Here is a 20,399-nt window from a genome sequence, read left to right as displayed (position 1 = left end):
TAGGGCCGCGTTCGTGCCGTTTGTCCGGATTGCGCGGTGGTACTCCCCTCCGTTGAAAGGAGGCGAGCCATGGCCACCGATCAGAATCCGAAACAGCGCGATCTGGAGTCCGCGCGGTTCCGCCGTGATACCGGATACCTGACCACGCAACAGGGCGTTCGCGTCGACCACACCGACGATTCGCTGACCGTGGGAGAGCGGGGACCGACCCTGCTGGAGGATTTCCACGCCCGCGAGAAGATCACCCATTTCGACCACGAGCGCATTCCGGAGCGCGTAGTGCACGCACGCGGAGCCGGCGCATACGGGTACTTCGAGCCGTACGACGATTGGCTGGCCGATTACACCGCGGCGAAATTCCTGACCACTCCTGGCGTTCAGACACCGGTGTTCGTTCGGTTCTCCACGGTGGCCGGGTCGCGCGGATCTGCCGACACGGTCCGCGACGTGCGCGGCTTCGCCACCAAGTTCTATACCGAGCAAGGCAACTACGACTTGGTGGGCAACAATTTCCCGGTGTTCTTCATCCAGGACGGCATCAAGTTCCCCGACTTCGTACACGCGGTGAAACCCGAGCCGCACAACGAGATTCCGCAGGCGCAGTCAGCCCACGACACGCTGTGGGACTTCGTGTCGCTGCAGCCCGAGACGCTGCACACCATCATGTGGCTGATGTCGGACCGGGCCTTGCCCCGCAGCTACCGCATGATGCAGGGCTTCGGCGTGCACACCTTCCGGCTGGTAAACAACAGCGGTGAAGGCACTTTCGTCAAGTTCCACTGGAAGCCGCGGCTCGGTGTGCACTCGCTGATCTGGGACGAATGCCAGAAGATCGCGGGGAAGGATCCCGATTACAACCGCCGCGATCTCTGGGAGGCCATCGAGTCGGGGCAATACCCGGAGTGGGAGCTCGGCGTGCAGCTCGTCGCCGAGGCCGACGAGTTCAAGTTCGATTTCGACCTACTCGACGCGACGAAAATCATTCCCGAGGAACAGGTTCCGGTCCGGCCGGTCGGCAAGATGGTGCTGAACCGCAACCCGGACAACTTCTTCGCCGAGACCGAGCAGGTGGCGTTCCACACGGCCAACGTGGTTCCCGGCATCGATTTCACAAACGATCCGCTGCTGCAATTCCGCAACTTCTCCTATCTGGACACACAGCTGATCCGCCTGGGTGGCCCCAACTTCGCTCAGCTCCCGATCAACCGGCCGGTGGCCGAGGTCCGGACCAATCAGCACGACGGCTACGGGCAGCACGCAATCCCGCAGGGCCGCTCCAGTTACTTCAAGAACAGCATCGGCGGCGGGTGTCCCGCACTGGCCGATGAGGATGTGTTCCGCCACTACACCGAGCGGCTGGACGGACAGGCGATGCGCAAGCGCGCCAAGTCGTTTGAGAATCACTACGGTCAGGCACGCATGTTCTGGCAGAGCATGTCGCCAGTGGAAGCCGAACACATCGTCGCCGCATTCGCCTTCGAGCTCGGCAAGGTCGAGATGCCCGAGATCCGTTCGGCCGTTGTGGAACAACTCGCACGGGTGGACGGCGGGCTGGCCGCGCAGGTCGCGGCCAAGCTTGGGCTGCCCGAGCCGCCCGAGGAGCCGGTCGACGACCAAGTGGTCGCGTCACCGGCACTGTCCCAGATCGGCGTCAGCGACACCATCGCCTCGCGCAAGATCGCCGTCCTGGCCGCGGACGGGGTCGACGTAGTAGGCACCCAACGCTTCATCGAGCAGATGGGCGAACGCGGCGCGATGGTCGAGGTGCTGGCCCCGGTCGCCGGCGGCACGCTGGAGGGCGGTTCCGGCGGCGAACTGCCCGTTGACCGGTCATTCACGTCGATGGCGTCGGTGCTCTATGACGCCGTCGTGGTCGCATGCGGGCCACGGTCTATATCGACCTTGTCCAATGACGGCTACGCCGTGCACTTCGTGACCGAGGCCTACAAGCACCTGAAGCCGATCGGGGCCTACGGTGCGGGCGTTGACCTGCTGCGCACCGCCGGAATCACCAACCGCCTGGCCGAGGACACCGACGTGCTCAACGATCAATCCGTCATCACCACCAAGGCCGCGGCCGACGAATTGCCGGACCGCTTCGTCGAGGAATTCGCCGGCGCACTCGCCCGGCACCGGTGCTGGGAGCGCCGCACAGACCCGGTTCCCGCCTAGGACGTGGTTTTTTATGCGCCCGCGGCGGGCACTCGGAGTGTTAGGACGTCTCATGGTGGACAGGAGGATGAAATGCCGCGTTCGTCGATCAAGAACGAAAAGTTGTACCAGGATTTGCGTAAGAAGGGCGATTCCAAAGAAAAGGCCGCGCGGATTTCGAATGCGGCCGCCGGACAGGGTAAGTCGAAGGTGGCCCGCAGGGGCGGCAAGTCCGGCTCGTACCAGGACTGGACAGTGCCGGAACTCAAGAAGCGCGCCAAAGAGCTTGGCATGTCGGGCTATTCAAGCCTGACCAAAGACAAGCTGGTGGCGAAACTGCGTAATCACTAGCCCGTGAGGCCGAGGCGGTCGACCAGCACCAGGAACGCGACCGCGTAATCGTTGTCGGCGGTCAGCGTCCTGATGGCCTCCCAGTCGAGCCGTTCGCGCACCGCGCGCACCGCCGGCAGCAACTTCGCGAAGTCGCAATAGTGCTCGTTCAACGCCCGCAGCTGCTGCACGAGCACCATTGTCGGCGGTAGCACCGGCATGCTGATGGCCAGTACGTCGTGCGGTTCGGCACGGTCCAGGGTGCCGGTATCGACCGGTACCCCGTTGAGCCGGTGCAGGACGTCGACGAGCGTGTCGGCGATGCGGGCCTTGAACAGCCAATCCTCCGGCGGGCGCTCGATGACGAACCCGGCGTCGGTCAGGGTCGCCACGGCCGCCTCCACATCGGACTCCGTCACCACCAGGTCCACGTCGTGCTTGGGTTCCGGTGCCCCGTAAGCCCATAACGCGTAGCTGCCGGCCAAGGCGAAACGCGGTCCGTTCTCTTTGAGCGCCGACGCCGCGCCGCGCAGTGCATCCCGCAACCGCGTGGCGCACCCGGGTGCGTCGGGGTGGGCGTCGGTGGCTGCCATGGTGCATAGGTCATACCCGGCCGGCGGTGGAAGCAACCTGCAACGGAGGCAAAGCTGTTTAACTTATGGCGAGTTGGGAAATCTTTGGGTTATGTCAACCGCCGTGCCATGCGCCTACGACGCTGCCGCCGTAGTGATTCCCGCCCACAACGAGCGAGCGAAGCTGCCGGCATGCCTGCGCGCGGTACTGACGGCCGCCTTGTGCGCTCCGATCCCGGTCACGATCGTGGTGGTGCTGGACGGATGCGACGACGGCAGCGACGAGCTGGCCGGCGAGTACGGGCCCGACGTGCACTTCATCAGCGTCGACGTGCACAACGTCGGGACGGCCCGTGCGGTCGGCTTCGGTTACGCCCGATCGCTGTTGCGGGACGGTGCCAGAAGCTGGTTTGCCACCACCGACGCCGACAGTCGGGTGGATCCGGGCTGGCTGGTCCATCAGCTGGGCGTCGGCGCCGACATGGTTCTGGGTGTCGTGCGCGTTACCGACTGGCGCCAGCACACTGCCGACGTCGTCGACCGCTACATGCGGTGCTACCAAGCCGATCCCGCACATGGACACGACGATCACGAACACATCCACGGCGCCAACATGGGCTTCAGCGCCCGGGCATATTGGCGAGTGGGCGGCTTCCGCACCTTGCCGACGGGCGAGGATGTCGACCTGGTCGAGCGGTTCGAGGCCGCCGGCTATCGCATACATCGTGACACCGAATTGTCGGTGATCACGTCGGCGCGAACCCAGGCTCGGGCTCCTTTGGGTTTCGCCCATCACCTCAGGCAATTGGGGAGATCGGCGGCGGGTGATTGCGTGTGACGGCGGGTTTGGTCAAGCACTGGCTGGAGTCGGAACGACTCGAGCTTCCACTGCCCGCCTCCGGGCGAACGGCCGAGCGCTGGCAACGGCTGGCCCAGCTGGCCGAGGACAACATCGTGGCCGCCAGGGTGGCCGAAGCGCATGTCGATGCGGTCGCGATACTTCACGAATTGGGCGGCAAGCCACCCGAACCCGGACAGCTCTGGGGCGTGTGGGCGGCCGAGGCCCCGGATGCGGTGCTGACCGCCACCGACAGCAACGGTGCCTTCATCCTGAACGGCACAAAGGTGTGGTGTTCGGGCGCGGGGTTCTGCACCCATGCGCTGGTGACGGCGCGGCTCGACGACGGAACGCGCGGCCTGTTCGCGGTCACCGCGACGGACCCGGCGGTCAAGGCGTTGCCCAGCACGTGGTGGAACGCCGGGATGGCCGGCAGTGACACCAGGCCGGTCCAGTTCACCAACACCCACGCGGTCGCCGTCGGCGACCCCGGCGACTATCTGACCCGGCCCGGATTCTGGCACGGCGCGATCGGCGTGGCCGCCTGCTGGCTCGGCGGCGCACGCAGGGTCGCCGATCCGCTATATCGTTGCGCCGCAAGTCAATCAGCCGACGCCTACTCCCTGGCGCACCTGGGCGCGGTGGACGCCGCACTGGCCGCCAGCGACGCGATCCTGGCCGCGGCCGCGAGCCAGGTCGACGATGACCCCTTCGACAAGTCCGGTAGGGCGCAATTGCTCGCCCGCCGCGTCCGCACGGTGGTGGAACACGCCGTCGACGAAGCCATCACCCGTACCGGGCGCGCATTGGGCCCGGGCCCGCTGTGCCAGGACGGCCGGCACGCGCAACGGGTCGCGGATCTGAGCATCTACATCCGGCAGAGCCACGCCGAACGGGACCTGGCCGAACTCGGACGGCTGGCGGGCCAGCGAGCGATGAGGGCCCCATGAAAACCTTGCCGGCGAGCAACTGCGCGAGGTTTGCGGTCAAGCCGCTGACCCACGGCGGTACGCCGGCTCCGTTGTGGCTGGCGGCTTTTGGGGAGAAGCCGCTGCCAGCCCTGGATCTGGCGGAGTGCCCACGCCTGATCGTGGTGGCCCCGCATCCCGACGACGAAACCCTGGGCCTGGGCGCGACGATCGCACAACTGACCGCGGCGGGAGTTGCCGTTCAGGTCGTCTCGGTCAGCGACGGCGGGGCCGCGCATCCCGGCGCGTCGGCCTCGGACCGGCTTCGCATGGAGACCACCCGTAGATACGAATTGCGGCGGGCCACAGGGCTTTTGGGTGCCCCTCCCCCGATATCCCTGGGTTTGCCGGACGGTGAGCTGACGGATCACGAAGACAGACTCACCGAGAGGCTGACCGAAATTCTCGAGGCCGCGGGGCCTGCGACGTGGTGTGCGGCGACGTGGCGGGGCGACGGCCATCCCGATCACGAAGCCGTGGGGCGGGCGGCCGCCGCCGCGTGTGCTCACAGCGGAGCCGCGCTGCTGGAATACCCAGTGTGGATGTGGCACTGGGCAGTGCCGGCCGACCCGGCGGTGCCGTGGGAGCAGGCCTATTCCATACCCGGGCCCGGCTGGCCGCTGGAACGCAAGCGCCGCGCCGCGCACTTCTATCGAAGTCAGTTCGAGCGCAATGGAAGCCAATCGGCGCCCATCTTGCCGGGCTACGTGCTTCCGCGACTGCTCGCGGTGGGCGAGGTCGTATTTCGGTGACCGCACGGCTACCGGACGCCTATTTCGACGAGATGTACGTCGGCACGGAAGACCCTTGGCAGCTGTCGACCCGGTGGTACGAACAACGCAAATACGCGATCACCCTCGGGCTGCTGCCACAGCGCCGCTACCGACACGGATTCGAGCCGGGCTGCTCGATCGGAACCCTCACGGCGCAGCTGGCGCGCCGCTGTGATCACCTGACCGCGGTGGATGTTGCCGAGGCGGCCTTACGCGGCGCGGATGCCCGGCTGCGGGAGGCCGGCTGCCGCGACCGGGTGACGTTGACCCGCTCGTCGCTGGATGCGCCGTGGCCGCCCGGGCCCTTCGACCTGCTGGTGCTCAGCGAGGTCGCCTACTACCTGGAGGAGGACACCCTGGCCGAGGTGTTGCGCCGGGAGTGCCCGAGGATGGCGCCGGGCGCCAATATCGTTGCGGCGCACTGGCGTCACCCGGTGGCCGACTACCCGCTCACCGGCGACGCGGCCCACCAGGTCATCGCGCAGACACCGGGGCTGACGCCCACTGGCCGCTACCGCGACAGCGATGTCGTCATCGACGTGTTCGACACCGGCGACGGGCGGTCGGTGGCGGCTCGCGAGGGGGTGCCCGGCGCGCGCTGACCCGCCCGGGGTGACTGCGCCCGGGGGAAAGTGGGTAGGCGACAACCTATGCGCGTCGCGACGTTCAACATCTTGCATGGTCGCACCGTCGGTGACGGTGTCGTCGTCCAGCGGCTGCGTGACTGCGTGCGACGCCTCGACCCGGACGTGCTCAGCTTGCAAGAGGTCGACTGTGATCAGCCCCGCTCCGAGCGCGCGGACCTGACCGCCGCGGCGGCCGAAGCCATGGGCGCGGTGGAACACCGGTTCGTGGCGGCCATTTCGGGCACGCCCGGGGCAACATGGATGGCCGCGACCGGCCGCGAGCAACCCGGAACCGCCGCTTACGGAATCGCGCTGCTGTCCCGATATCCGGTGGACAGTTGGCAGGTGCTGCGGCTGCCCCGCATCCCGATGCGCTTTCCGATGTACCTGCCCGGACCCAACCGGGTCATGATCGTCGACGAGGAGCCGCGGGCGGCGGTCATCGCGCAAATGCGTACCCCGTTGGGCGGGCTCACGGTGGCCAACACGCACCTGTCGTTTGTCCCGGGCTGGAACCGGCGCCAGCTGCGCCGCCTGATTCACGACCTGCGCGGCTTCCCGGGACCACGGTTGTTGACCGGGGACCTGAACATGGTCCCGAAGACCGTGCACCGTTGGTCGGGGATGCGGGCGCTGGCGGCCGCCCAGACGTTTCCCGCGGAGCTGCCCAACCGCCAGCTCGACCACATCCTGACCGATGATCACCGATTGCGCGGCGGCCCTGTGGAATCCGACCTGATGACCATTTCCGACCACCGCCCGCTGGTGGTGGATCTGCAACGGGTCTGACGTTCAGCCGTCGTGGCGGCCAGCTTGCACCGCGACCAGAACGCGCTCGATGTCGCCGGCGGACGGCATCTCGTCGGTGACGCCGATAATCTCCACGCCGACATCGGTGCTGTCGATGGCATGCCGGCGCGGCGTGAGGAGTCGTTTGGCGATGGCGGTGATTTCGTCGTCGGACATTCGCCGCGGCAACAGCGCCAGCAGCGGTGCGTACCCCACCTCGGGCGCACGCCCGGGGTAACCGGCTCGCAGAAAAGCGACCACGCTCAGTACCCGATCTCGCAGGCCCATCTTCCACCTCGCTCATCCGCCGCACGCCACATGCCGAAGGCGACTCAAGCCGTGGATTACCCGGTAGAGCGGCTTGAAACCAACGATCGAAGGTCAACGCCGTCGGAACACCCTACGCGCGAAAGGGGCCCGGCCGGAAAACCGGACCGGGCCCCTTTCCGGGTGGCCTACTGGTTCTTCTTCTGGCGCTCTTCGGCCGCGTCAGCCCCCGCGCGCGCCGACTCGGCTTCGGCTTCCTTCTTGCCCGCATCGCGTTGAGCGTCGGCTTTGTCCTGCTGGGCCTGGCCCTCCTTGGTCAGGTCGTCGCGACCGAGCACGGCCCCGCCGACCTCCTTGGCCTTCCCCTTCGCGCCTTCGACGGCGCCCTTGACCGCTTCTTCCGGCCCGCTCTTGTCATCCCCCATAAGTTCGACCTCCCTCTCGGTGGTTACTGAGCTTGCGCTCGATGGCACCTAGGGCGTTCCCACCGAGGGACCCGTCAAACGGCCCAGGCCCGCGTTACGCCTGGACACCGGGGGGTTGATGTGCGCGCGATCACGTCGGCGGCGGTTGCGGCCCGAGCTCACGTGGCGCCCAGCTAATCAATTCGTTTGAACGTGGCTTTACTGGGTAGATCTAGGCCGCGGCTTCGAAGGGGGGAAGAGCAATTGACCACCATCGCCGTCATCGGGGCAACCGGAACTGCCGGATCCCGCGTTGTCGCCAGGCTGAAATCGCGCGACGTCGCGATCGTCGAGATTTCGCGCGAGCACGGCATCGACCTGTTCAACGGGCATGAGCTTTCGCATGCGCTCAAGGGCGTCGACGTCGCCATCGACGTATCCAATCCGGTGCCGCCCGACGGGCGGTCCGACATCGCCGAGACGCTCGCGACCGCCTCGCGCAACATCGTGGGCGCGTGCGCCCGGCAGGAAGTGCAGCGCCTGGTGGTGTCCACGCTGGCGGGCATCGAAGACCCGGTATTCGACGGCTTCCCCTATTACGAGGCCAAGCGGGAAGCCAAAGGAATCCTGCTCGACGGCCCGGTGCCGACGACGATCGTCAAGTCGACGCAGTGGTACGAATTCGCGACCAACCACGACGCCGTGACCTGCAGTGCGGACGAGGTGGTCGTCGAGGACTGGCTGATTCAGCCCATTGCCGCCGACACCGTCGCCGACGTGTTGGTCGAGGCAGCCCTGGGACAGACGCATTCGCCGCGCACCATCACCGGCCCGGATGCCATCCGGTTGCCCGACCTGACAACGAAACTGCTTGCCCAGCAAGGCGATGGCCGACAAGTCCGAACCGTAGAACCCGCGGTCGCCGCGCTGGGCGCCGGCGCGCTGCTCGCTTCGGGCCGGGCGATAGTCGTCGGTCCCGATATCGACACGTGGCTGCAGACCCTGGCCCCGCCCAGCACCGACGGGCATCATGCAGCGGACGGGGACGGCTCCGGCCCTGGCGCCGGATAACAATTCCGTCACGATCACGACCGCAATTCCTTAGGAACCGGACCCTTTTCTTAAAAATTCGCGGCTCGTTTGATCATTCGCTTAGCGAAAGACCCCGGGAGCGGCCCTAGCGGCGCCCGGCGTTCGTCGTCAGCGAACACCGCCACTGTTGACTTCGGCTACTTTGGATTTCGAGGATCGGGAGCCTCTGGCGAGAGAAATCATTTTCGTTTCGAAGGACAACCAACATCATGAAAATCAGCAGTATTGTCGCGCGCCGGAAAGTTGCCGGGATCAGTGCCGGCTGCTTGCTCGGGGGTATGGCGATGGGCATCGTCGCAGCGCCGTCGGCGGCCGCAGCACCCGACTGCAGCCCGGGTGGCGTGAACAACACCGTCTCCTCCGTGGAGGGGACCGCTCAGCAGTATCTGGCGGCGCACCCTGGCGCCAACCAGGTGGTGACGGCCGCCTACGGGCAGCCGCGGCCGCAGGCCGAATCGAGCCTGCGCGGCTACTTCACCGGCCACCCGCAGGAGTACAACGACCTGCGCGGCATCCTGGCTCCGATCGGCGACACCGAACGGCAGTGCAATGTTTCCGCGCTGCCGCCCTCCCTGGAGTCGGCTTACCAGGAGTTCATGGCCGGCTGATTCCGGTCCGAGACGACCCGCCACGACGCTGTGGCGGGTCGTTTCCACGTCGGGCTCTTCTTTCCATTGTGTGAACAACTTCTCCGGCGGGTAATTGTGCAGTCAGCTACCAGAACCGGAGGAGAGAATGCGGCTGCGCCGTAGCGTGCTGAGCAAGCCGGGTATCGCGCGCAAGCGACGCGGTAAAGGCTTCTCCTATTACCGGCCGGACGGCAAGGCGCTGTCCGATCCGGAGACCCTGCAGCGCATCAAGGATCTGGTTATTCCACCCGCCTGGAAGAAGGTGTGGATTTCGCCGTACAGCAACGGTCACATTCAGGCCGTAGGTGTCGACGCCGCCGGCCGCCGGCAGTATCTTTACCACTCCGCCTGGCAGCAGGAACGCGCCGAGGAGAAGTTCGACCGCGTGCTCGAACTGTCCACGCGGCTGCCGGCGTGGCGCACCGAGATCGCCAAGGACCTGACGCGGAAGGGCTTGACCCGCAAGCGGGTATTGGCGCTCGCACTGCGACTGCTCGATCGCGGCTACTTTCGCGCCGGCGGTGAGCAATACGCCGAGGAAAACGAGTCCTACGGTCTGTCCACCCTGTTGTGTGAGCACGTGGTGGTCCGGCGTGACGCGGTCGAGTTCGACTTTCCGGCCAAGAGCGGGGTCCGGCGCACCGTGGAGGTCGAGGACCCCGAAGTGGTGCGAGCGGTGCGGGCGCTGATGCGCCGGCCCAACCGCACCGAGCGACTGCTGGTGTGCCGCACCGCATCCGGATGGCTCGATGTGCGCGCCGCCGATCTCAACAACCGATTCAAGGAGTTGGTCGGCGACGAATACACCGTCAAGGACCTGCGGACGTGGCATGGGACGGTGCTGGCGGCCACGGCGTTTGCCGACGCCGACCCGCCGGTATCGGGCCGCGTCGCCAAGCGGGTCGAATCCGCGGTGATGAAAGAGGTGGCCCAGGAACTGGGCAACACCCCGGCCGTCGCGCGTGGTTCTTACGTGGACCCGCGCGTCGTCACCGGCTACGAGCAAGGACTCACCATCGCCGCGGCGACGCGCCGCGCCGAACGCGCCCGTAAACCCGATGTGGCCCAGGAGATCCTGGACAAGGCGACCCGCATGCTGATCCGGCGAGTGGCCAAGGGTCACAGCGTGTCCGGATCATCCGACCTTCCGAAGACCGCGTGACGATCGCACGATCGCAGCTGAAAACTGGCTGAGAGTCGCCTGACCCGCCGCATCCCAGCGAATAACGACGCCGAATGCGGGTAATCGGGCTCGTGTGGGAAGTGCCCAAGCCGCCCTCGCGGTGGCAGCCTGCATGGGTCACGTCTGTCAGCGGCGTCCGCCATCGGTTGGCCCGCGACTCGGCGTCGCTGCCATGTGGGTGGTTCAAACAATAGCCACACATGCCCATCCGCCAGCACTCTAGAACCGTCTGCCGAGGAGGGAGAACATGTCCAAAAAAGAGGTTTCCGATTATCTGCTAGAGCGCTTGCGGGCGTGGGGCGTTGAACATGTATTCGGGTACCCCGGCGACGGCATCAACGGGCTGCTCGCGGCGTGGGGCCGCGCGGACAACAAGCCCAAGTTCATTCAGTCGCGCCACGAGGAGATGAGCGCCTTCGAAGCGGTCGGCTATGCGAAATTCACCGGCCGGGTCGGAGTCTGTGCCGCCACGTCCGGCCCCGGCGCGATTCACTTACTCAACGGGCTCTACGACGCCAAACTGGACCACGTTCCGGTGGTGGCCATCGTGGGTCAGACCAACCGCAGCGCCATGGGCGGTAACTATCAGCAGGAGGTCGACCTGCTGAACCTGTTCAAGGACGTCGCCAGCGACTACGTCCAGATGGTCACCGTCCCCGAACAATTGCCCAACGTGCTGGACCGCGCGATCCGGATAGCAATGACGCAGCGTGCCCCGACCGCGCTGATCATTCCCAGTGACGTCCAGGAGTTGCCGTACTCGCCTCCCGAGCACGCGTTCAAGATGGTGCCTTCCAGCCTCGGCATCGAGTACCCGGACATCGCCCCCGACGACACCGCCATCGCACGCGCGGCCGATGTGCTCAACGCCGGCAAGAAGGTCGCCATCCTGGTGGGCACCGGCGCCCGCGGTGCCCACCAGGAGCTGGCCGAGGTTGCCGACCTGCTCGGTGCGGGAGCGGCGAAGGCGCTGTTGGGCAAGGACGTCCTGTCGGATGAATTGCCTTGGGTCACAGGCTCGATCGGACTGCTGGGGACGCGGCCAAGCTACGAGATGATGCGCGACTGCGACACGCTGCTGACCGTCGGCTCCAGCTTCCCGTACACGCAGTTCCTGCCGGAATTCGATCAGGCCCGCGCGGTGCAGATCGACGTCGACGGCCGGATGATCGGCATGCGCTACCCGTACGAGGTCAACCTGGTCGCCGACGCGAAAACCGCGTTGCGGGCGCTGATCCCGCACCTTCGCCGCAAGGAGGACCGCTCGTGGCGCGAGGGCATCGAGAAGACCGTGGCCCGCTGGTGGGAGACCATGGAGAAGGAAGCGATGGTCAGCGCCCAACCGGTCAATCCGCTGCGGCTGTTCTCCGAGCTGTCCCCGCAACTGCCCGACAATACCATTGTCACCGCCGACTCCGGCTCGTCGGCCAACTGGTATGCGCGCCAACTGAAGTTCCGCGGCAACATGCGAGGCTCGCTGTCGGGCACGCTGGCCACGATGGGTCCCGGGGTTCCGTACGGCATCGGCGCCAAGTTCGGCCACCCGGACCGGCCCGTCATCGTGTTCAGCGGTGACGGCGCCATGCAGATGAACGGCATGGCCGAACTGATCACGATCAAACGGTATTGGAGCGAGTGGGAAGACCCCCGCCTGATCATCGCGATCCTGCACAACAACGACCTCAACCAGGTCACCTGGGAAATGCGCGCCATGGCCGGTGCGCCGAAATTCGCGGAGTCCCAGAATCTTCCGGATATCGACTTCGCCGCGTTCGCGGCCAGCCTGGGCCTGAGCGCCGTGGCCATCAAGGATCCGGAGGAATTGTCGGACGCCTGGCGCAAGGCGCTGTCGGCGGATCGCCCCACGGTGCTCGACGTCTACACCGACCCGGACATGCCGCCCATCCCGCCGCACGCGACCTGGGAGCAGTTCAAGTCGGCGACCACGGCGGTGCTCTCCGGGGACGAGGATCGCGTGGGCTTCGTCAAAGTCGGCCTGAAGACCAAGGCTCAGGAGTTCTTGCCGCACAAGAAGAGTTGACCGCGGCAGATCAACTCATCCGCGCCTGCCCAGCCCTACGCAGGTCTTCGACGAACTCCTTGTAGACCTCGTCATGCCGGTCGCTGCGGTCGCGCAACACCGACGAGGGGTGAACCGTCGCGACGATGGTCGGCTCGGGTTTCACGTGTACGTCGGCGGTTGAGGGCAGCCGCAGTCGTTCGCCGCGCTGGGTGGACACCCGAAATGTGGTTCCCAGCAACGACTGTGCGGCGGTGGCGCCCAGGCACACGATGACCTGCGGTTGCACCGCCTCGATCTCGGCGATCAGCCAGGGCCGGCAGGCGACCACTTCGGTGCGGCCGGGCTTTTGGTGGATGCGTCGCTTGCCACCCTTACGGGTGAACTTGAAATGCTTGACGGCGTTGGTCTCATAGACCATCGCCGGGTCGATGCCGGCGTCCACGAGGACGCGGGCGAGAAGTCGTCCGGCAGGGCCGACGAACGGCTCGCCGGCGCGGTCCTCCTGGTCGCCGGGCTGCTCGCCCACCAGCATGATCGGGGCCCCGGAGGGCCCGTTGCCGAACACCGTTTGGGTGGCGTCCTCGAAAAGCGAACAACCGTGGCAGGTTTCGGCCGCATCGCGCAGCGCGTCGAGGCCGCGCTGCTCTGGGAGGTAGCGGGCGGCCCCGGGTGCGTTCGATGTTGCGGCCATGATGAGACGAAGGGCGTGGGTACCCCCGCTCCCCCACCGAGCGGGGGGACCACGCCTTGGCGACTGTGTCAGCCCTTGCCGATGATGGCGTCGCGAGCCCGGTCGAGCATCGCGGCGAACGGCCCGGCGGCCAGGTTGGCCACTTGGGATTCCACCCCGGCATGCGGGCGGGTAGGGGCAATCGCCTCGGCGAGCTTGGCGGCACGGCCCATGCGCTCGAGCTCTTCGCCGCTCAATTCCTCACCCAGCTTGGCGAATTCGTCGTGCTCCTCGTGCTCGGCGTGTTCGACGACGGCGTCGCGCAGCTTCGTCAATTCGCGAGTGAACTCCTCGCTGTTGACGTCGAGCTTTTCCAGCTTCTGCAGAACGGTCTTGGCTTCGTGCTCTTCGTGCAGTCGCTTGTCCACCACGGCGGTGCCGTTGGCGATCTTGCGCTTGGCGCGTGGGTGAACGACCTCTTCCTCCGCGGTCTCGTGCACGGCGAGCATCCGCCGCAGTTCGACGAAGGCCTTCTCGCGGGCCTTTCCGGACGCCGCAAGGGTTTCGGCGAACATCGCCTTGATCTGCTCGTGCTGACTGACGAGGAAGTCGACCACGTCGCTGGGCGACTTGATGGCGGTCGGTGCCACAGTGTCCCTCCCATCTACTTTGGTTCGGCGCGCCGGGCTGTGCGCGCTCGCTGAAACGGCTACCCGACGATTCCGACCGTCAAACGGGGTGTGGCCGTGCCCGCAGGGGGTATGTCCTGGGACAAACGGCGGAAGGAGCACGCGGTCGATGGGCGCCGGAATGGGTCTCCGCGCGGGCCAGCGCTCGCGGGCGCTGTTGCGCCGCGGGGTCGTCGGAGCGGTCGCGGCCGCCGCGATAACCACCGGGTGTTCGCACCCCGGAGCGTCGTTGGAATCCGCGCCCGACGTCGAACTCTGGCGGACCGGTGTCGCGTTGCACGAGCCGGTGTGGTCTTACCGCATGCACGCCCTGGTCGCGGTCGCCGATGATCACCGGCTGGCCGAGGTCACAGCCGGCGACCGCGGCGGCGATGCCAAGACGAGGTTCTCCGCACCGATGGCGTCCGGACGCAATCTGCAGATCAGCCGCAGAGACGAGGGTGAGGTCTTCGTGCCGCAGCCCGACCGCGGCAGGGTGGCCGTGGTCGACCTGCAAAGTCTGCGCCAGGTCAACGATTTCGACGCCGGGCCGGCCCCGGCGTACCTATCCGAGGACGCAGGATTGCGGATGCTGCTGGCGCTGTCGTCGGATGGGACGGCGGTGACACCGGTGGATCAGTACGGCTACCGCAAGCTACCCACCGCGGTCACCGGCACGAGCGCCGACACCATCGACGGCGCGAACCGCGGCCGCGAGCTCGACTACCACCTGTTCGGATCGTCGGGCATCCGGCACTTCCAGGGGACGTCCTCGCCGGCGGCGCAACGCGGCTCACTGGACCTCGACGTTGCGGTCTCGGCCGGTGACGGCACCGCGGTGACTCGCAGCTACGTCGCCGGCCGCGACGACGCCACGCTGCGTGCGATCGACTCCCGCCGCGGCGGACAGGGCTTGGAGGAGCTGGCCAGCACGCGGTTATCGTCGCCGATCCGCGAACTCGGCACCGATGACACCAGGATCTACGCCGCCACCGGCCACGAGCTGGTAGCGCTCGAAACGGCGAGCTTCACCGGCTTTCCGGACGGGCGGATCCCGGTGCTGCGCGCCATCGACTACCGGTCGGGGCTGCCGCCCGATGCCCGGGCGGCCGAACTGTCGGGCATGGCCGTCGGGCCGCATCGGGTCTACCTGACCTTCGCGCACGCGCCCTACGTGGTCAGCATCGCCAAGCCGCGGCTGTGACGGCCCCGGTTTAGGGGAGGGCCCTCGTCGGCTACATTTCGGGCAGGTTCGGCCGGTAAGGAGGCACTGGGGTGACCAACCCGCAGGACCCGTATTGGCAGAACCCGCTGAGCTACGACCCGCTCGGCCGCGTCCCGCCGCCCGACGTGGAACCGCCCGCCCCGCCGCCGACGATGCAGCCGCCGCCGTTCACGCCGCCGCCCCCACCCGCGCCCTACCGCCCGCCGGTCAACACCATGGCGACGCTGTCGCTGGTTTTCGCGTTCCTGTTCGCGCCCGTGGGAGCGATTCTGGGACATCTCGGGCTGGCGCAGATCCGTCGCACCGGCGAACTCGGCCGGGACCGTGCCCTGGTTGGCGTGACACTGTCGTACATCTTCATCATGTTGGCGGTGGTCGCCCTGGCGGGGTGGGCCACGCTGACCGGTTCGACCTCGTCACACCGGTCTTCCCCCGGCTCCAGTTCCGCCGCCGGGCCACCGCCGCCCACGGTCCCGCCGGAGACCATCGCCACCCTGCTGCCGGGTCTCGACGCGCTGCGCAACATCACCGCCGACGCGAACCTCGACGTCGGCCCGACGTGGAACAGCCCCGGTCGCTCCCCGGATGACGGCAGCATCGACCGCCCGGAGTGCTGGGAAAGCATCAGCGCAGGCAGCCCGGACGCCTACCCGCCGGGGGCGCTGGCCGGCTATCACGCCGGCGAATTCACCGACACGCGCAGCATGATGAAGTCCATGCAGGTCATCCAGGGCGTGGCGGCGTTCCGCGATCCGGGCGCGGCCCAGGCGCAGCTGAGCACCCTGCTGTCGGGATGGCACAAGTGCGGCGGCTCGACCGTCACCGTGAGCGCTCCCGGCGGACAGCCGATTCCGATGTCGGTGAGCGCGCCTGCCGACGCGGGCAACGGCATCACCACCCTGGACCTGACGCCCAAGGGCATCCAGGTGCGCTCGGCACGGGCGATCGCGGCCAAGGCGAACGTCGTCATCGACCTGAACGTGTCCGCCAGCGGCACCACGGACAGCGCGACGCCCCGCGCGGCGGCGGTCAGCATCGCCAACTACATCCTCGGCAAGATCCCCGGCTGAGCCCCCGCCGCGCTTGCGATCGCCACTAGCTCATGCGTGGCGACCCGCTGCGCCCGGCCCCGCCGCGCTTGCGATCGCCACTAGGCTGAGCCCATGAAATTTGTCGACGTCGACGGAGTCGGCCGGGTCAGCCGAATCGGCCTGGGCACCTGGCAGTTCGGGTCACGCGAGTGGGGTTACGGCGACAGCTACGCCGCCGGCGCCGCGGGCGACATCGTGCGCCGCGCCCGCCCCCTGGGGGTGACGCTGTTCGACACCGCCGAGGTCTACGGCCTGGGCAAGAGCGAGCGGATCCTGGGCGAGGCCCTCGGTGACGAGCGCGCCGACGTCGCGGTGGCCAGCAAGATCATGCCGGTCGTCCCCTTCCCCGCCGTGGTCAAGCAGCGCGCCCGCGCCAGCGCGCAGCGGCTGGGCCTGGACCGCATCCCGCTGTACCAGATTCACCAGCCCAACCCGGTGTTTCCCGATTCGGTGATCATGCCGGGCATGCGCGACCTGCTCGACAGCGGCAAGATCGGCGCGGCCGGCGTCTCGAACTATTCGCTGCAGAGGTGGCAGAAGGCCGACGCCGCGCTGGGCCGGCCGGTGATCAGCAACCAGGTGCACTTCTCGCTCGCCTACCCGAAGGCGCTGAAGAACCTGGTGCCGTTCGCCGAGCGGGAGAACCGCATCGTGATCGCCTACAGCCCGCTGGAACAGGGGCTGCTGGGCGGCAAATACGGCGTCGACAACCGTCCGGGCGGTGTCCGCGCGGTGAACTCGCTGTTCGGCACCGAGAACCTGCGCCGCGTCGAGCCGCTGCTGCAGTTGTTGCGCGACGTCGCGAAGGACGTCGATGCGAAACCGGCGCAGGTGGCGCTGGCCTGGCTGATCAGCTACCCGGGCGTGGTCGCCATTCCCGGCGCGTCCAGCGTCGAGCAGCTCGAGTTCAACGTCGCCGCGGCCGATATCGAGCTGCCCACCGCATCGCGTGACGCGCTCACCGAGGCGGCCTTGGCCTTCCGGCCCACGTCGGCGGCGCGCTTCCTCACCGACCTGGCCAAGGAGAAGCTAGGGCGTCGCTGACACCGGGGCCAGCGCCGGGGTGCCGGCGGGAGCGCCCCTGGCGACGACGACGGGCATCGACGTCGACGAGTTGGTGCTCAGGATCGTGTGCACCACGCCGATCAGATCCTCGACGGGCATCAGCTTGCCCGGCATGCAGCGATCCGACACCCACACCGGGACAGCCAACATGGCGAGATCCGTGTCCCACCCGGCGTTCATTCCGGTGGCGGCCTCACCCTCACCACCCGCGCACTCGCCCACGATGAGGTTGGTGAAGCCGACGTCGGGGTGTTCGGCGCGCCAGGCGTCGACCAGTCGCTCGAGGGCGGCCTTGCTGACACCGTAGGCGCCCAGCCCCTGCCAGGATGGCCCGTAGGGACCTGCGTCTGAGGACAGGTAGACCGCCTTGCCCGCGGACGCGGTCAAGTGCGATATGGCCGCCGCCGTCACCAGCGACGCCCCGATGACGTTGGTGTCGAAGATGCGGCGCCACGTTGCCGCATCGGTGTCGACCAAGCGGACCAGGGGGCTGATGGCGGGCGTGAACACCACGTTGTCGATGCCGCCGAGAGCGTCGGCGGCCTTGTCGATGGCTGACCGGCATGACGCCTCGTCGGTGATGTCGCACTCGACGGCGAACGCGCCTGGCCCGGCTTCTTTCGCCGCGGTCTCGATGCGCTCGCGCCGGCGGGCCAAAAACGCCACCTGGTCGCCGCGCTGGGCGAGACCGATTCCAATGCAGCGCCCGAGGCCACTCGACGCGCCGACCACCACTGTCCGTGACATATTTGCCCTCTCCTGTAACGAGCTCGCTGCAGGCACAGCGTATCGGCAGGCGGCGCGCTACGTAACGTTCGGGCGGATTTGTGTCACGGTGTTCAGCTGTTGTCGGGGGCCTGCAGCACCACCGCGGTGTGCGCCTCGACGGTGAACGTGCCGCCCCCGGGTACCTCGTCGGCCGGCGTCGTCTCTTCGGGTCCGGTAAAGACAACAACCCGCCACGAGGCACCGAATTCCTTTGGCGGCAAAGTGAATTCGATCGGCTCGTAGTGGGCGTTGAAACACAGCAGGAAGGAGTCGTCGAGCACCCGCTGCCCCCGCGGATCGCGGTCGGGAATGCCGTGACCGTTCATGAAAACGGTGACGGATTTGGCGAATCCGGCGCCCCAGTCCTCGTCGGTCATCTCCGCACCCTCGGGGGTGAACCACGCGATGTCCGGCAGTCCGTCCTGACCGCGGCGGCCCAGCGGCTTGCCGGAGAAGAACCGGCGCCTGCGGAACACCGGGTGCTCGGCCCGCAGCGCCGACACGGTCCGGGTGAATTCCAGCAGTCCGGTGTCGGCGCTGTCCCAGTCGATCCAGGTGAGCTCGTTGTCCTGGCAGTAGCCGTTGTTGTTTCCGTTCTGCGTGCGACCGAGTTCGTCGCCGTGACAGATCATCGGCACGCCCTGGGACAGCAGCAGGGTGGTCAGGAAGTTGCGCTGCTGACGGGCGCGCAGATCGTTGATCTGCTCGTCGTCGGTGGGCCCCTCCGCTCCGCAATTCCAGGACCGGTTGTGGCTCTCGCCGTCGTTGTTGTCCTCGCCGTTGGCCTCGTTGTGCTTCTCGTTGTAGGACACCAGGTCGCGCAGCGTGAAGCCGTCGTGTGCGATGACGAAGTTGATGGACGCCACCGGCCGCCGCGCGGTGTGCTCGTAGAGATCCGCCGATCCGGACAGCCGGTAGGCGAACTCGTCGAGGGTGGCGGGCTCGCCGCGCCAGAAGTCGCGGACGGTGTCGCGGTACTTCCCGTTCCACTCAGTCCACTGCGGGGGAAAGTTGCCCACTTGGTATCCGCCGGGGCCGACGTCCCACGGCTCGGCGATCAGTTTCACCTGGCTGACCGTCGGATCCTGTTGCACGAGTTCGAAAAACGTTGCCAGGCGGTCGACGTCGTAGAACTCGCGGGCAAGCGTGGCGGCCAGGTCGAAGCGGAAGCCGTCGACGTGCATCTCGGTGACCCAGTAGCGCAGCGAGTCCATGATCAGCTGCAGCGCGTGCGGGTGCCCGACGTTGAGACTGTTCCCGGTTCCGGTGTAGTCCATGTAGTACTGCTTGTCGTCTTCGACCAGCCGGTAGTAGGCGGCGTTGTCGATGCCGCGCATCGACAGTGTCGGACCCAGATGGTTGCCCTCCGCCGTGTGGTTGTAGACCACGTCGAGGATCACCTCGATGCCGGCCTCGTGCAGCGAGCGCACCATGGCCTTGAACTCCTGGACCTGCCCTCCGGCCGTGGTGGCGCTGGAGTACTTGAAGTCGGGCGCGAAGAATCCGATCGTGTTGTAGCCCCAATAGTTCGACAGCCCCTTGTCGACCAGGGTGGAATCGTTGGCGAAGTGGTGCACCGGCATCAGTTCGATGGCCGTGACGCCGAGGCTCTTGAGGTGCTCGATGATCACCGGGTGCGCCACCGCGGCATAGGTACCGCGCAGTTGTTCGGGGATGTCGGGGTGCGTCTGGGTCAGCCCCTTGACGTGCGCCTCGTAGATGACCGTGTCGGCGTAGTGGTGATCCGGCGGCCGGTCGTTGCCCCAGTCGAAGTAGGGGTTGATGACGACCGACTTGGGCATGCTGGCGGCCGAGTCGTCGTCGTTGCGGCTGTCGGGGTCGCCGAAGTTGTAGCTGAACAGCGACTGGTTCCACTCGAACGAGCCGTCGATGGCTTTCGAATACGGGTCCACCAGTAGCTTGTTCGGGTTGCAGCGCTGCCCCGCGGCCGGGTCGTACGGCCCGTAAACGCGGTAGCCGTAGCGCTGGCCCGGTTCGATGTTGGGGATGTAGGCGTGCCAGATGAAGCCGTCGACCTCCGGCAGAGGAATTCGGCTTTCGGCGCCGTCGGCGTCGAACAGGCACAGCTCCACCTTCTCAGCCACCTCGCTGAAGACGGCGAAGTTGGTGCCCGCACCGTCGTACGTGGCGCCCAGCGGGTAGGCCCGGCCCGGCCACACCTCTCCGGTGGGCGTGGGGGCGAGGGCGTCTGCGGTGGTCATGGCGCTTTCAATACCCTGCTTACACAGCCGTCAAACTGTGCGCCA

The 20,399-nt window shown here is 67.1% G+C and carries 20 protein-coding genes and 1 pseudogene; 14 read left to right on the top strand and 7 right to left on the bottom strand.

Translation table 11 applies throughout. From position 1 onward, the window contains the following. Positions 1 to 69: 69 nt before the first annotated feature. Both A5708_RS23525 and A5708_RS23520 read left to right on the top strand, forming a co-directional pair. A complete protein-coding gene (locus A5708_RS23525) occupies positions 70 to 2,172 on the top strand; it encodes a catalase (RefSeq protein ID WP_065030914.1) in 2,103 nt (700 codons plus the stop codon). Positions 2,173 to 2,244: 72 nt separating this feature from the next. After that, positions 2,245 to 2,502: a DUF7218 family protein gene (locus A5708_RS23520; protein WP_065030913.1), complete on the top strand. Its 258-nt coding sequence runs from the start codon at positions 2,245 to 2,247 to the stop codon at positions 2,500 to 2,502. Here the strand turns inward: A5708_RS23520 and A5708_RS23515 are convergent. After that, a complete protein-coding gene (locus A5708_RS23515; RefSeq protein ID WP_065030912.1) occupies positions 2,499 to 3,074 on the bottom strand; it encodes a hypothetical protein in 576 nt (191 codons plus the stop codon). The two genes, A5708_RS23520 and A5708_RS23515, sit on opposite strands and share 4 nt — an antisense overlap. Before the next feature lie 91 nt (positions 3,075 to 3,165). Here A5708_RS23515 and A5708_RS23510 point away from each other — a divergent pair, with 91 nt between their 5' ends. Genes A5708_RS23510 through A5708_RS23490 form a run of 5 tightly spaced genes read left to right on the top strand, consistent with a single transcriptional unit; the run spans position 3,166 to position 7,047 of the window. After that, positions 3,166 to 3,891, top strand: coding sequence for a glycosyltransferase (locus A5708_RS23510; protein WP_065030911.1), 726 nt, complete (start codon positions 3,166 to 3,168; stop codon positions 3,889 to 3,891). Next, positions 3,888 to 4,841 (top strand): acyl-CoA dehydrogenase family protein, encoded by a 954-nt coding sequence (locus A5708_RS23505; protein WP_065030910.1) that lies wholly within the window; start codon positions 3,888 to 3,890, stop codon positions 4,839 to 4,841. The genes A5708_RS23510 and A5708_RS23505 overlap by 4 nt, the downstream gene beginning before the upstream one ends. Continuing rightward, positions 4,838 to 5,611, top strand: coding sequence for a PIG-L deacetylase family protein (locus A5708_RS23500; protein WP_065030909.1), 774 nt, complete (start codon positions 4,838 to 4,840; stop codon positions 5,609 to 5,611). Before A5708_RS23505 ends, A5708_RS23500 begins: the two co-directional genes overlap by 4 nt. Continuing rightward, entirely contained in the window at positions 5,608 to 6,234 is a 627-nt protein-coding gene (locus A5708_RS23495; protein ID WP_231118001.1) for an SAM-dependent methyltransferase, read from the top strand. The genes A5708_RS23500 and A5708_RS23495 overlap by 4 nt, the downstream gene beginning before the upstream one ends. 48 nt (positions 6,235 to 6,282) lie before the next feature. Further along, a complete protein-coding gene (locus A5708_RS23490) occupies positions 6,283 to 7,047 on the top strand; it encodes an endonuclease/exonuclease/phosphatase family protein (protein WP_065030908.1) in 765 nt (254 codons plus the stop codon). Here A5708_RS23490 and A5708_RS23485 read toward each other — a convergent pair. Together A5708_RS23485 and A5708_RS23480 are read right to left on the bottom strand one after the other, a co-directional pair. After that, positions 6,960 to 7,335 (bottom strand): annotated as a pseudogene (locus A5708_RS23485) (DUF3349 domain-containing protein). The gene A5708_RS23490 and the pseudogene A5708_RS23485 overlap by 88 nt on opposite strands. A gap of 167 nt (positions 7,336 to 7,502) precedes the next feature. After that, on the bottom strand, positions 7,503 to 7,739 hold the full coding sequence (locus A5708_RS23480; protein ID WP_065030906.1) for a general stress protein CsbD: 237 nt from the start codon (positions 7,737 to 7,739) through the stop codon (positions 7,503 to 7,505). A gap of 243 nt (positions 7,740 to 7,982) precedes the next feature. Between A5708_RS23480 and A5708_RS23475 the strand changes: the two genes are divergently transcribed. From A5708_RS23475 to A5708_RS23460, 4 genes are all read left to right on the top strand, one after another. Beyond that, positions 7,983 to 8,789: an SDR family oxidoreductase gene (locus tag A5708_RS23475; RefSeq protein WP_081293066.1), complete on the top strand. Its 807-nt coding sequence runs from the start codon at positions 7,983 to 7,985 to the stop codon at positions 8,787 to 8,789. Positions 8,790 to 9,019: 230 nt separating this feature from the next. Beyond that, positions 9,020 to 9,418: a heme-binding protein gene (locus A5708_RS23470; protein WP_065030905.1), complete on the top strand. Its 399-nt coding sequence runs from the start codon at positions 9,020 to 9,022 to the stop codon at positions 9,416 to 9,418. 127 nt (positions 9,419 to 9,545) lie between these two features. After that, positions 9,546 to 10,601: a DNA topoisomerase IB gene (locus tag A5708_RS23465; RefSeq protein WP_065030904.1), complete on the top strand. Its 1,056-nt coding sequence runs from the start codon at positions 9,546 to 9,548 to the stop codon at positions 10,599 to 10,601. A 268-nt stretch (positions 10,602 to 10,869) separates the two neighbouring features. Then, positions 10,870 to 12,663, top strand: coding sequence for a thiamine pyrophosphate-requiring protein (locus A5708_RS23460; RefSeq protein ID WP_065030903.1), 1,794 nt, complete (start codon positions 10,870 to 10,872; stop codon positions 12,661 to 12,663). A gap of 10 nt (positions 12,664 to 12,673) precedes the next feature. Here A5708_RS23460 and A5708_RS23455 read toward each other — a convergent pair whose 3' ends face one another. Then, the gene (locus A5708_RS23455) at positions 12,674 to 13,336 is read right to left on the bottom strand and encodes a UdgX family uracil-DNA binding protein (RefSeq protein WP_065030902.1); all 663 of its coding nucleotides are present in this window, start codon (positions 13,334 to 13,336) and stop codon (positions 12,674 to 12,676) included. A 68-nt stretch (positions 13,337 to 13,404) separates the two neighbouring features. Beyond that, positions 13,405 to 13,965, bottom strand: a complete 561-nt coding sequence (locus A5708_RS23450; RefSeq protein ID WP_065030901.1) for a hemerythrin domain-containing protein — start codon at positions 13,963 to 13,965, stop codon at positions 13,405 to 13,407. A 148-nt stretch (positions 13,966 to 14,113) separates the two neighbouring features. On the opposite strand from A5708_RS23450, the gene A5708_RS23445 reads away from it, so the two are divergent. The 3 genes from A5708_RS23445 to A5708_RS23435 all read left to right on the top strand — a co-directional run bounded on the left by A5708_RS23445 (position 14,114) and on the right by A5708_RS23435 (position 17,343). Continuing rightward, entirely contained in the window at positions 14,114 to 15,187 is a 1,074-nt protein-coding gene (locus A5708_RS23445; protein WP_065030900.1) for a hypothetical protein, read from the top strand. 71 nt (positions 15,188 to 15,258) lie between these two features. Continuing rightward, positions 15,259 to 16,278, top strand: coding sequence for a sensor domain-containing protein (locus tag A5708_RS23440; RefSeq protein ID WP_065030899.1), 1,020 nt, complete (start codon positions 15,259 to 15,261; stop codon positions 16,276 to 16,278). A 93-nt stretch (positions 16,279 to 16,371) separates the two neighbouring features. Next, positions 16,372 to 17,343: an aldo/keto reductase gene (locus A5708_RS23435; RefSeq protein WP_065030898.1), complete on the top strand. Its 972-nt coding sequence runs from the start codon at positions 16,372 to 16,374 to the stop codon at positions 17,341 to 17,343. Here the strand turns inward: A5708_RS23435 and A5708_RS23430 are convergent. Together A5708_RS23430 and glgX are read right to left on the bottom strand one after the other, a co-directional pair. Beyond that, entirely contained in the window at positions 17,329 to 18,099 is a 771-nt protein-coding gene (locus A5708_RS23430) for an SDR family oxidoreductase (protein ID WP_081293064.1), read from the bottom strand. The genes A5708_RS23435 and A5708_RS23430 overlap by 15 nt on opposite strands. A 104-nt stretch (positions 18,100 to 18,203) precedes the next feature. After that, on the bottom strand, positions 18,204 to 20,354 hold the full coding sequence (gene glgX, locus A5708_RS23425; RefSeq protein WP_065030896.1) for a glycogen debranching protein GlgX: 2,151 nt from the start codon (positions 20,352 to 20,354) through the stop codon (positions 18,204 to 18,206). Positions 20,355 to 20,399: the final 45 nt, after the last annotated feature.

Origin of the sequence: Mycobacterium colombiense, from assembly GCF_001672755.1 — a bacterium.
Taxonomy (GTDB): Bacteria; Actinomycetota; Actinomycetes; order Mycobacteriales; family Mycobacteriaceae; genus Mycobacterium; species Mycobacterium colombiense_C.
This window is presented reverse-complemented; position numbering and strand designations above follow the sequence as displayed.